The sequence below is a fragment of the Streptomyces sp. NPDC101776 genome, from assembly GCF_044766845.1.
Classification (GTDB): domain Bacteria; phylum Actinomycetota; class Actinomycetes; order Streptomycetales; family Streptomycetaceae; genus Streptomyces.
This window is the reverse complement of sequence record NZ_JBIWMV010000002.1, coordinates 150,892-162,627: the sequence shown is the minus strand read 5'-3', so window position 1 is coordinate 162,627 and position 11,736 is coordinate 150,892. Positions and strand designations below refer to the sequence as shown.

The window sequence follows — 11,736 nt, the reverse complement described above, 5'->3', positions numbered from 1 at the left end:
GGTTCGGGTTCCGTCGGGTTCAGTTCATCCGGCTTGCCTCGTCGATCGCTTCGGCGAGTTGTCGTACGTCCTTGTCCTCTGTCTTCTTGGCCAACGTGTGGGCCCGGGTGGCGAGTTCGTCGAGGCCTGGGTTGCCCGGCAGGGCGCCGGAGCGGAGGGAGTCGGCGAAGTAGGCGGCCACGGCGGTGACTTGGAAGCGGAGGGGCGCGTCGGTCAGGGAGTCGCGCAGGGCGTCGGTCTCCAGTTGGCCCGAATCCTCGTGCGGGGCGCGGGAGTCGGGGTCGAGCCAGCGGACGCTCGCCGTGGCGAGGTGGCCCTCGGCGCCGGGCCGGGTGCGGACGGCGTAGAGGGCGGTCACGGTGTGGCCGGGGCCGATCTCGCCGCCGTCGACGTTGTCGTCGCGGAAGTCGTCGTCGGCGACCTTGCGGTCCTCGTAGCCGATGAGGTGGAACTGCGCGACCGTCTCGGGGTCGAAGGCGACCTGGGCCTTGGCGTCGCGGGCGGTGAGGTCGATGTTCTGCGGGAGTTGGTCGACGAAGACCTTGCGGGCGTCGGCGTCGTCCGAGACGTACGCGGTGTGACCGTCGCCCTTGTCGGCGAGTTTCTCCATCAGGGCGTCGCCGTAGTCGCTGCCGACGCCGACGCCGAAGAGGGTGATGCCGTGGTCGCGGCGTTCGTCCGCGATGCGTTCCAGGATCGAATCGGCGCTGGTGTCACCGGTGTTGGCGAGGCCGTCGGAGATGAGGACGACGCGGTTGGTGGCGCCCTTGCGCAGGCCCTCGGTGGCGGTGGCGTAGCCGGTCTCGACGCCGGCGCCGAGGTTGGTCGAGGACTGGGTCTCCAACTCGTCGACGGCCTCGTGGACTTGGCCGCGATGGCCGTCGAGCCGGGTCATCGGAAGGACGGTCTCGGCCTCGTCGCTGAAGGTGACGAGGGCGACCGAGTCGTCGTCGCGCAGTCGGTCGGTCATCTCGTCGAGGGACTTCTTGGCGAGGTCCAGGCGGCCCGTCTCGGCCATGGAGCCGGAGACGTCGATGACGAACGTGAGGGCGGCGGGCGGGCGTTCGGCGGTGTCGTCGGCGGTGCGGGTGGCGAGGCCGACGCGGACGAGGGACCAGTTGGACCTGTCCGTGCGGGCGCCGTCGACGGTGACCGAGAAGCCGTTGCCGTCCGGGCGTTCGTAGTCCTGCCGGAAGCTGTTGACGAACTCCTCGGGGCGGATCGTCGACGGGTCGGGGAGCCCGCCGTCGGCGAGGACGCGGCGGGCGTAGCCGTAGGAGGCGGTGTCGACGTCGAGGGCGAAGGTGGAGAGGTAGTCGGGGGACGGGGCGATCTTGTCGGCGGGGGTGCTGGTCTGCTCGCCGTCCTGGTCCGTGCTCTGTCCGCCGTCCTTTCCGCCGTTCTGTTCTCCGCCGGAGGTGAAAGCGGGCGCCGGGGCCGGGAAGCCGGTCCGGTTCGCCGAGTCCGAGCTGTTGGAGTCGCCGGCGTCGCCCGCGCCGCAGCCGGTGAGCAGCAGGCCGCTCGCGGCGGCGAGGGCGAGCAGGGTGGTGCGCAGTCGCCGGGTGCGGTGGTGTGCGTACGGCTGTCGCCTGTGCCGCTCCGGTCGTGCTCGGCCGGTCTGGTTGGTCTCCATCTCCCGTGCCCCCTCGGTCCGTTGACGTCGACTTCTTGCGACTGTGACGGCGGAGGGGGCGGGAATGTGCGCTACGGGGAGTTGCGGAAGCGTCTCGAAGGGGTCGCGATCATGGCCCGTCGAGACCGGTGGGAGACCCTCCAGTGACCTACGACACGATGTCCTTGCGGGCGAAACCCCGGAAGGCCAGGGCGAACAGCACGATGGCGTACGTAACGGAGACCGCCGTGCCCTGGATCATGCCGGACCACTCCGGATGGGGCTGTACGGCGTCGGCCCAGGCGAACTGCCAGTGCGCGGGCAGGAAGTCGCGCCAGTGGCCGAGGGCCGTGACGGCGTCCAGGACGTTGCCGACGATGGTCAGGCCGACCGCGCCGCCGACCGCGCCGAGCGGGGCGTCGGTCTTCGTCGAGAGCCAGAACGCGAGCCCCGCGGTGACCAGTTGGGACACGAAGATGTACGCCACGACGACCAGTAGGCGTCCGGCGGCCGTGCCCGCGCCGATCGCGCCGCCGGTGGGCAGCTCCAGTGGGCCCCAGCCGTAGGCGGCGGTGCCGACGGCCACGGCGACGAGCGGGAGCAGGATCATCGCGCCGAGGCTGAGGCTCAGGCCGACGACCAGCTTGGACCACAGGAGGCGGGCCCTGGGCACGGGTGCCGCGAGCAGGTAGCGCAGGGAGGACCAGCTGGCCTCCGAGGCGACCGTGTCCCCGCAGAACAGGGCGACCGGGACGACCAGCAGGAAACCCGCCGACACGAACAGGTTCACCGCGGCGAAGTTGGCTCCGGACGAGGTGGCCGTGTCCATCAGCGTCACCTGGCCGTTGCGGTCCCCCGGGGTGCCGCCGATCGCGAAGGCCGCGACCAGGATGAAGGGCAGCGCGGCGAGGATGCCGCCCATGACCAGCGTGCGGCGCCGCTTCAACTGCCGGACCAGTTCGACCCGCAGGGGCAGGGTGCGGCCCGCCCGGTAGCCGGAGGCCACCTCGACGGGCTCGGCGAGCGTGCTCATGCGGAACCTCCGATCAGGGTGAGGAAGGCGTCTTCCAGACGGCGGTGCGGGCCGACCGAGGAGACGGGGACTTCGAGTCGTACGAGTTCGACGAGGAGTCGGGCCGCGGTGGGCGAGCCGTGGGCCGGCGGGGCGTGGGTGGGGAGTTGGGGCTCCGGGTCCTTGTCGGGGGACGGGGGTGTCGGCTCGGCGAGTGCGGTGCCGGACGCCTCGGAGGTGGTGCTGTCGTGCTCGGCGAGCACGATGCCGGACGCGTCGGTCGTGGCGGCGCCCTGCACACCGCGCGCGGTGCCGGACGCCTCGGCGGCGGTGCCACCCGGCGTGACGGTGGCGACCGCGCGGGGGGTCGTGCTCGCGTCGGTGGCCTTGCTCGCGCCGTCCGCCGGGGAGGTGGCGGAGACCAGGTGGTCGCCGGGGGCCGGGCCGTCGCCGGAGGCCGACTGCTCGCCGGAGGACAGGCGCTCGCCGGAACCCAGGTGCTCGCCGGAGGCCAGCCGCAGCAGCAGGCCGCCCTCCGCTCGGGTCACCGACTCCACGTCCGGGAGGGCCGCGATCTTTTCCACCAGGGGGTCGGGGACGTCGGCGGCGAGGCCGACCAGGAGGGTGTCTCCGGAGCCGACGATCTCGGCGACCGGGCCCGCCTGGACGAGGCGGCCGCGGTCCATGACCACCAGGTGGGTGCAGGACTGTTCGACCTCGGCGAGGAGGTGGCTGGAGACGATGACCGTGCGGCCGGCCTCCGCGTAGCGGATCATCACCTCGCGCATCTCACGGATCTGGGGCGGGTCGAGGCCGTTGGTCGGTTCGTCGAGGATGAGGAGGTCGGGGAGGCCGAGCATGGCCTGGGCGATGGCGAGGCGCTGGCGCATGCCCTGGGAGTAGGTGCGGACCGCGCGGGCGAGTGCGTCGCCGAGGCCCGCGATCTCCAGGGCCTCCTCCAGGTGGGCGTCCTCCGAAGGCCGTCCCGTGGCCTGCCAGTACAGCTCCAGGTTCTCGCGACCGGAGAGGTGCGGAAGGAAGCCCGCGCCCTCGACGAACGCGCCGACCCTGGACAGCACCGGGGCGCCCGGGCGGATCGCGTGGCCGAAGACCCTGATCTCGCCGGCGTCCGGTTTGATCAGGCCCATCAGCATGCGCAGGGTGGTCGTCTTGCCCGCGCCGTTCGGACCCAGCAGGCCGAGCACCTGGCCCTTCTCGACGCGGAAGGACAGGTCCCGTACCGCGTACCGGTCCGCCGACTTCGCGTACCGCTTGCTCAAGTCCGTGATCTGGAGCGGGACTTCGGACAGTTCGGGGGCGGGGGGTGTCGATGCCGTACGCCTACGGCCGGTCAGGAGCAGGGCCGCGGCGATCGCCGCGCCCGCGAGCGGGAACCACCACACCCAGGACGGCAGGGTCGCCGCGGCGGTCGTGACACCGGGGGCCGTCGGGACCTTGAGGTCGCTCTTCAGGGTGACGGTGTACGTCGCCGGGGCCGCCGGGGAGGCGTAGCCGAGGTCCGTCGAGGCGAGGACCAAACGCAGGTGGTGGCCGCTCTGGACGTCGTAGTCGATGGCCGGGAGGGTGATCGTGACGTCCTTGCCGGCCTTGGTGCCCTCGATCCTGAGGGGGGTCACGAGCTGGGAGGGGAGCACCTGTTGTGTGCCGCTCGGGCCCGCGTCGTAGACCTTGCCGAAGAGGACCGTGTCGTCGCTCGTCGACTTGACGTGGACGGTGACCGTGGGCGAACCGGTGACGCGGAGGCTCTTGGTGAGGGGGGCCGAGTCGAACGCGGCGTACTGGCCGGGGAAGTCGAGGGAGACTCCGATGCCCAGGGAGGACAGCTGCGAGAGGCCGCCGGTGCTGCCGAGGCCGGGGAGGGCCGAGATGGCGGGCGGGCTGGCGCCGGCCGGGTTGGTGAAGGACTGCTCGCGGCGGCCGGTCAGGGCGATCGTGCGCGGGTCGCTCTCCAGGCCCGGGTACGCGCTGCCGCTCGCGCCGCGCAACAGGGCGGCGCCGTCCGTGGAGTCGATGCCTCCGGTGCGGGTGACGCGGAAGGCCGGGCCCGTGTCGGTGTTCTTGTCGTCCTTCAGGTACCGGTCGAACCAGGACGTCACGCGCGCCTGGACGCGGCCCGTCTCCATGTCGCCGCCGTCATGGCCGCCGGCGATCCAGTCGACGTCCACGGGGGCACCGTTGGCGCGGATCGCCTTCGCGGCGGCGTCGGCCTGGCCGAGCGGGAAGAGGGAGTCGGTCTGGCCCTGGAGCAGGAGGGTCGGCACGTTGATGTGCGTGGCCACGGCGGACGGGGAGCGGGCTTCGAGGAGCGCGCGGGCCGCCGCGTCCGGCTTGCCCGACTCGGCCACGCGGTCGTACATCTGGCACAGCGTGGGCTCGAACTTGGCGCAGCCGCCACCGGAGTTGATGAAGATTCCGGCCCAGAGCTTCTTGAAGACGCCGTTCGGGAACAGCGCGTCCGCGAGGTTCCAGTACGTGATCGCCGGGGCGATGGCGTCGACCCGGTCGTCGTACCCGGCGGCCAGCAGGGAGATCGCTCCGCCGTAGGAACCGCCTGCCATGCCCACGCGCGGGTCGCCCGGTTTGTCGAGCTGGACGTCCGGCTGCTTCGCCAGCCAGTCGATCAGCTTCGATACGTCCTTGACCTCGCCGTCCGGGTCGTTCAGGCCGATCTTGCCGGTCGACTTGCCGAAGCCGCGGGCCGACCAGGTCAGGACCGCGTATCCGTCCCGGGCCAGGTCTTCGGCCTCTTTGCGTACATCGTCCTTGTTGCCGCCGAAGCCGTGCGCCAGCAGTACGGCGGGGCGGCGGGTGGTGCCGCCGTCCGTGAAGTACGAGGTGTCGAGGCTGACGCCGTCGACCGCCATCGCCCGGTCTGTTCTGTGCACCGGGGGTGTGTCGTTGGAGGCTGCGGCGGTCCAGGTGCCGGCGGCGGCGAGCGCGACGACGGCTGCGGTGGCTGCTAGCCAGCGCCGGGGGCGTCGTGGTCGTCGTAGGCCTTGCAGCCCGGGCAGTCGAAGATCCATGCGTTCAACGGTACGGGGCGTCTCTGACAGTTGGGGGCGACCCTGGGGTGAACCGGGGGTGAGGGGTGTACCGCATCTGGTGTACGGCTACTGGCTCGGGGGGCTTATGTGCGTTGCCGAGTGCGGGTGCGTTGTGGCTTGTCGCGCAGTTCCCCGCGCCCCTGAGGAGGACTCGCCCCTGCGGGGCTCAGTCCTCCTCGGGGATCGACACCAGCCAGCGGGTTTCGCGGCGCGGGCGCAAATAGAACGCCCAGTAGAGGGTTGCTGCGGCGACGATTCCACCCGTCCACAGCAAATAGCTCGTCTCCTGTTGCGTCAGGATGTAGGCCAGAACTGCTATCAGGAGGATCGGCATCGCGGGCCACAGCGGCATGCGCCACGCGTGTGTGTGCCTGTGGTGGCCTCGGCGGGACAGGAGTGCGGCTACCGCTACCAGCAGGTACATGCCGGTCACCGAGACGCCTGTCACGCCGTACAGGGTGTCCAGGTTGACGAAGCAGAGGACGGCTCCGGGGATGCCTACGGCGAGGGTGGCGACCCAGGGGGAGCCGAAGCGGCCGAGCTTGGAGAAGACCTTGTTGACCGGGGTGGGCCACGCCTTGTCGCGGGCCGAGGCGAAGAGGACTCGGGAGTTCTGGATGACCATGACGATGCCCGCGTTGATGATCGCGAGGGCCACGCAGAGGCTGACGAAGGTGCCGACCGCCGAGTTGGACCAGGCCGTGACCATGCTGCTGATGTCGCCGCCGGTCAGTTCCGGGAGGTCGGACGCGCCCATCGTGATCGCGACCACCGGGACCAGGATGATCACCGTCGAGATCGCGAGGGTGGCCAGGACTGTGCGGGCCACGTTTCGGCGAGGGTTCTCCAACTCCTCGGAGAGGTACACCGCCGTTGAGAACCCCTGCGTGACGAAGAGGGCGATCGCCAGGCCGGAGACCACCAGCATCGCCGTGACCGTGTCCGTGTGGCCGCCGGTGCCCGCGACCTGCATCGAGGTGAGGCTGCCGAGGCCTCGGTGGCTGTGGGTGAAGCCGAGGAGGGCTACGACTCCGGCCGCTATGACCTCCAGGACCAGGAAGATGCCCGTGATCCACGCGTTGGCGCGCAGGTCCAACAGGCCCGCCAGGGTGGCCAGGAGCATCACGCCCGCGCCGGTCATCGACGGGTTCAGGTGGACGATCGGGGTCAAGTAGTCCGCCGTGCCCATCGCTATCACCGGCGGGACGATCATCACGACCAGGAGCGAGAGGACGAAGACCAGCCAGCCTGCCAGGCGGCCCGCCAGTGTCGACACCATCGCGTACTCGCCGCCCGCGCTGGGGATGAGGGTGCCCAGCTCCGAGTAGCAGAACGCCACGGCGATGCAGAGCACCGAGCCGATCGCGATCGTGAGGGCGGTCGCGGTGCCCAGCGTGCCGAACAGGTCGGGGACGACCACGAAGAGCGTGGAGGCCGGTGTCACGCAGGAGAGCGTGAGGAGGGTGCCGCCGACGACGCCGATGGAGCGCTTGAGTCGGCGTGGACTCTGGGGGCTGTCCGACGTCGCCTCGGAAACGGCGGCTTCGGCGGTGCGGAGGGTGTCGGTCACGCGCTGATGGAACATTGACGGAAACCATCACGTCAATGGGTGTTCACCTACGGAATTCGTTGATCCAGCCCGCTCTGGGTTCCGTGATCGGCCGCTCGGGGCAGTGTCGGCCCCGGTTCGGGTTGCTACGGGAACCGTAGCCGTCGTAGACAAAAAGAAGGGGCCGTCCGCGATGCGGACGGCCCAACTCGGTGGTGCTCAGTGGTTGCGCGGGAAGCCCAGGTCCACGCCCGTGGGGGCGTCGGCCGGGTCCGGCCAGCGGGTGGTGACCACCTTGCCGCGGGTGTAGAAGTGCGTGCCGTCGTTGCCGTAGATGTGGTGGTCCCCGAAGAGGGAGTCCTTCCAGCCGCCGAAGCTGTGGTAGCCGACGGGGACCGGGATCGGGACGTTGACGCCGACCATGCCGGCCTCGATCTCCAGCTGGAAGCGGCGGGCCGCGCCACCGTCGCGGGTGAAGATCGCGGTGCCGTTGCCGAAGGGGGAGGCGTTGATCAGCGCCACGCCCTCGTCGTACGTGTCGACGCGCAGGACGCAGAGGACCGGGCCGAAGATCTCGTCCTGGTACGCCTTCGCGGTCGTCGGCACCTTGTCGAGGAGCGAGATGCCGATCCAGTGGCCGTCCTCGAAGCCCTCGACCGTGTAGCCGGAGCCGTCCAGGACGACCTCCGCGCCCTCGGCCGCCGCGCCGGTGACGTAGGACGCCACCTTGTCGCGGTGGACCTTCGTGATGAGGGGGCCCATCTCGGAGGTGGGGTCGTTGCCGGGGCCGATCTTGATCTTCTCGGCGCGCTCGCGGATCTTCTCCACCAGCTCGTCGCCGATCGAACCGACCGCCACGACGGCCGAGATCGCCATGCAGCGCTCGCCCGCCGAGCCGTAGGCCGCGGACACGGCCGCGTCCGCCGCAGCGTCGAGGTCGGCGTCCGGGAGGACCAGCATGTGGTTCTTGGCGCCGCCCAGGGCCTGGACGCGCTTGTGGTTCGCGGCGGCCGTGGTGTGGATGTAGCGGGCGATCGGGGTGGAGCCCACGAAGGAAATCGCCTTCACGTCCGGGTGCTCAAGGAGGCGGTCAACAGCCACCTTGTCGCCGTTGACGACGTTGAAGACGCCGTCGGGAAGGCCTGCCTCGGCGAGCAGTTCGGCGATCTTCAGGGACGCCGACGGGTCCTTCTCGGAGGGCTTGAGGACGAAGGTGTTGCCGGTCGCGATGGCGATCGGGAACATCCACATCGGCACCATGGCCGGGAAGTTGAACGGCGTGATGCCCGCGACCACGCCCAGTGGCTGACGGATCGACGACACGTCGACGCGGCTCGCGACCTCGGTCGACAGTTCGCCCTTCAGCTGCACGGTGATCCCGCACGCCAGGTCGACAATCTCCAGGCCGCGCGCGACCTCGCCGAGCGCGTCGCTGTGCACCTTGCCGTGCTCGGCGGTGATCAGCTCGGCGATCGCGTCCCGGTTGGCGTCCAGCAGCGCGCGGAACTTGAACAGGATCGTGGTGCGCTTGGCGAGCGACGAGGTGCCCCAGGTCGCGTACGCGTCCTTGGCCGCGGCCACCGCCGCGTCTACCTCGTCGACGGTCGCGAAGGCGACCTTCGTGGTGACCGCGCCGGTCGCCGGATCGGTGACCGGCCCGTAGTTGCCCGAGGCGCCTGCAGCGGCCTCAACGGGCTTACCGCCGATCCAGTGGTTGACGATCTTCGTCATGCCCAGATACTCCTTCACAGATGGCGGCGTCGGGTGGAGACGTGCCGTTCGTACAGCTCACGTGCCTTGACCGCGGACGATCGGGTCGCGGTCGCGGCCACAGGTACATCCCACCAGGCCTGCGCGGGAGGCGCGCCCGACACTGTGTCTGCGGTTTCGGTCTCCACGTAGACACAAGTGGGAGTGTCGGCGGCCCGTGCCTCAGCGAGCGCCTCGCGCAGGTCACTGACGGTCTTGGCGCGCAGCACGCGCATGCCGAGACTGGCCGCGTTGGCGGCGAGGTCGACGGGGAGCGGGGCGCCGGTGTAGCTGCCGTCGTCGGCCTGCTGGCGGTAGGCCGTGCCGAAGCGCTCGCCGCCGACCGACTCCGACAGGCCGCCTATCGAGGCGTACCCGTGGTTCTGTATCAGCAGCACCTTGATCGCGATGCCCTCTTGTACGGCGGTCACGATCTCCGTCGGCATCATCAGGTACGTGCCGTCGCCGACCAGCGCCCACACCGGCCGGTCCGGCGCGGCCAGCTTCACACCGATCGCGGCCGGGATCTCGTAGCCCATGCAGGAGTAGCCGTACTCCAGGTGGTACTGGTCGAACGACCGCGTCCGCCACAGTTTGTGCAGATCGCCGGGGAGCGAGCCCGCCGCGTTGACGAGGATGTCGGACTCGTCGACGATCTCGTCCAGCGCGCCCAGGACCTGGGGCTGTGTCGGGCGTACGTCGGGTTCCTCGGCCTCGTAGCAGGCGTCGACGCGCTGTTCCCAACGCTCCTTGTCCTCGCGGTACTCGGCGAGGTACGACGGCGCGACCCGGTACGCGTCCGGGCCCAACTCCCTTGCCAGCGCGGCCAGTCCGTCGCGGGCGTCCGCGACCAGCGGCTGTCCGGCGAGCTTGTGACCGTCGTACGCACCGATGTTGAGGTTGAGGAAGCGGACGCCGGGGCGTTCGAAGAGGGTGCCGGAGCCGGTGGTGAAGTCCGTGTAGCGGGTGCCGATGCCGATCACCAGGTCGGCCAGACGGGCGAGTTCGTCGGCGGTCGCGGTGCCGGTGTGGCCGATGCCGCCGACGTCCTGGGGGTGGTCGTGGTTCAGGGAGCCCTTGCCGGCCTGGGTGGAGGCGACCGGGATGCCGGTGGCCGACGCGAACTCGGCGAGGGCGGCCTCGGCGCGGCTGTGGTGGACTCCGCCGCCCGCGATGATCAGGGGGCGCTGCGCCGCGCGAACCGCCCTTACCGCTGCGGCGAGTTCGGCCGGATCGGCGGCCGGTCGCCGTACGTACCAGGTGCGTTCGGCGAAGAACTCCTCCGGCCAGTCGTACGCCTCGGCCTGAACGTCCTGCGGGAGAGCGAGAGTTACGGCTCCGGTCTCGACGGGGTCGGCCAATACGCGCATGGCTTGCAGCGCCGCCGGGATCAGGGCTTCCGGGCGGGTGATCCGGTCGAAGTACCTCGACACCGGGCGCAGACAGTCGTTGACCGACACATCGCCCGCGTACGGGACTTCGAGCTGCTGGAGCACCGGGTCGGCGGGGCGGCCGGCGAAGGTGTCGCCGGGGAGGAGCAGGACCGGGAGGTGGTTGATGGTGGCGAGGGCGGCGCCGGTGACGAGGTTGGTGGCGCCGGGGCCGATCGAGGTCGTGACGGCGTGCGCCGACAGGCGGTTCGACTGACGCGCGTAGCCGACCGCCGCGTGCACCATGGACTGTTCGTTACGGCCCTGGTGGAACGGCATGGCGGGAAGGGTCTCCCCGTCGGGCGCCGTGGCGTACTCGATGAGCGCCTGGCCGAGGCCCGCCACGTTGCCGTGGCCGAAGATGCCCCAGGTCGCGCCGATCAACCGCCGCCGTACGCCGTCGCGTTCGGTGTACTGGACGGACAGGAACCGGACGAGTGCCTGTGCGACCGTGAGCCTGGTCGTCGAGGTCATCGGTAACCACCTGTGCTTTCAACGTGATCCGGGTGGAAGCAGATCCGCCACTCCCTCGTTCCACCCGGCCCCGCCATGACGTTCAGGTAGTACATGTCGTGACCCGGCTGGGCGATCGACGGGCCGTGCCAGCCATCGGGCACGAGCACGGCGTCGCCGGAGCGGACCTCCGCGAGGACGTCGGATCCGCCCTCACGGGAGGGGAATACGCGCTGATAGCCGAAACCGTTCGGGCCGTCGATCTCGAAGTAGTAGATCTCCTCCAACTCGGCTTCCTCGCCCGGCCGTTGTTCGTCGTGCTTGTGGGGCGGATACGAGGACCAGTTGCCGCCGGGCGTGATCACCTCCACGGCGATCAGCTTGTCGCAGGCGAAGGCGTCGGCCGAGGCGAAGTTGCGGACGCGGCGGAGGCAGGTGCCCTCGCCGCGTCGTTCCACCGGAACCTCCGGCGCGGGGCCGTAGCGAGCGGGGAGTCGTCGCTCGCACTTCGCTCCTGCCAGGGCGAAGCGGCCTCCCGCGCCGGAGGCGATCTTGACCTGGGCGTCTCGGGGCATGTACGCGAAGTCGGTGACTCCGGCGAACACGCTTTCCCTGCCCAGGAGTTGGAACTCTTCGTCCACAATTCGCACGGTACATCCACCGCTGAGCGGAAGCACGATCCACTCGCTGTCACCGGTGGTGAAGTGGTGTGTCCCGCCCGGCTCCAGCTCGACGACCCGCAGACTGCTGTGGGTCCAGCCGGCCCGCTTGGGGTCGATGTCCACGGCGTACTGCGCGTTGGCGGCGGAGCCCTTGGGGACGTACAGCTCGGGAACGTACGGCTCGGCGGTCGTCATAACGCGGCC

7 protein-coding genes are annotated in these 11,736 nt (G+C 70.4%); all 7 read right to left on the bottom strand.

What is annotated here, in order from left to right; translation table 11 throughout:
• Window positions 1-19: 19 nt before the first annotated feature.
• The 7 genes from ACIRRY_RS06485 to iolB all read right to left on the bottom strand — a co-directional run bounded on the left by ACIRRY_RS06485 (window position 20) and on the right by iolB (window position 11,727).
• Window positions 20-1,633, bottom strand: coding sequence for a von Willebrand factor type A domain-containing protein (locus ACIRRY_RS06485; protein WP_403968627.1), 1,614 nt, complete (start codon window positions 1,631-1,633; stop codon window positions 20-22).
• A 148-nt stretch (window positions 1,634-1,781) separates the two neighbouring features.
• Window positions 1,782-2,645 carry an ABC transporter permease gene (locus ACIRRY_RS06480; protein WP_403968626.1) on the bottom strand — a complete coding sequence of 288 codons (864 nt, stop codon included), beginning with the start codon at window positions 2,643-2,645 and terminating at the stop codon, window positions 1,782-1,784.
• Window positions 2,642-5,668: an alpha/beta fold hydrolase gene (locus tag ACIRRY_RS06475; protein WP_403968624.1), complete on the bottom strand. Its 3,027-nt coding sequence runs from the start codon at window positions 5,666-5,668 to the stop codon at window positions 2,642-2,644. Before ACIRRY_RS06475 ends, ACIRRY_RS06480 begins: the two co-directional genes overlap by 4 nt.
• 187 nt (window positions 5,669-5,855) lie before the next feature.
• A complete protein-coding gene (locus ACIRRY_RS06470) occupies window positions 5,856-7,259 on the bottom strand; it encodes an APC family permease (protein ID WP_403968622.1) in 1,404 nt (467 codons plus the stop codon).
• Between the two features lie 198 nt (window positions 7,260-7,457).
• Complete coding sequence (gene mmsA / locus ACIRRY_RS06465) at window positions 7,458-8,969, bottom strand: CoA-acylating methylmalonate-semialdehyde dehydrogenase (RefSeq protein ID WP_403968620.1); 1,512 nt, start codon at window positions 8,967-8,969, stop codon at window positions 7,458-7,460.
• A 14-nt stretch (window positions 8,970-8,983) separates the two neighbouring features.
• Window positions 8,984-10,891 carry a 3D-(3,5/4)-trihydroxycyclohexane-1,2-dione acylhydrolase (decyclizing) gene (gene iolD / locus ACIRRY_RS06460; RefSeq protein WP_403968618.1) on the bottom strand — a complete coding sequence of 636 codons (1,908 nt, stop codon included), beginning with the start codon at window positions 10,889-10,891 and terminating at the stop codon, window positions 8,984-8,986.
• On the bottom strand, window positions 10,888-11,727 hold the full coding sequence (gene iolB, locus ACIRRY_RS06455) for a 5-deoxy-glucuronate isomerase (RefSeq protein WP_403968616.1): 840 nt from the start codon (window positions 11,725-11,727) through the stop codon (window positions 10,888-10,890). The genes iolD and iolB overlap by 4 nt, the downstream gene beginning before the upstream one ends.
• Between the last annotated feature and the right edge of the window lie 9 nt (window positions 11,728-11,736).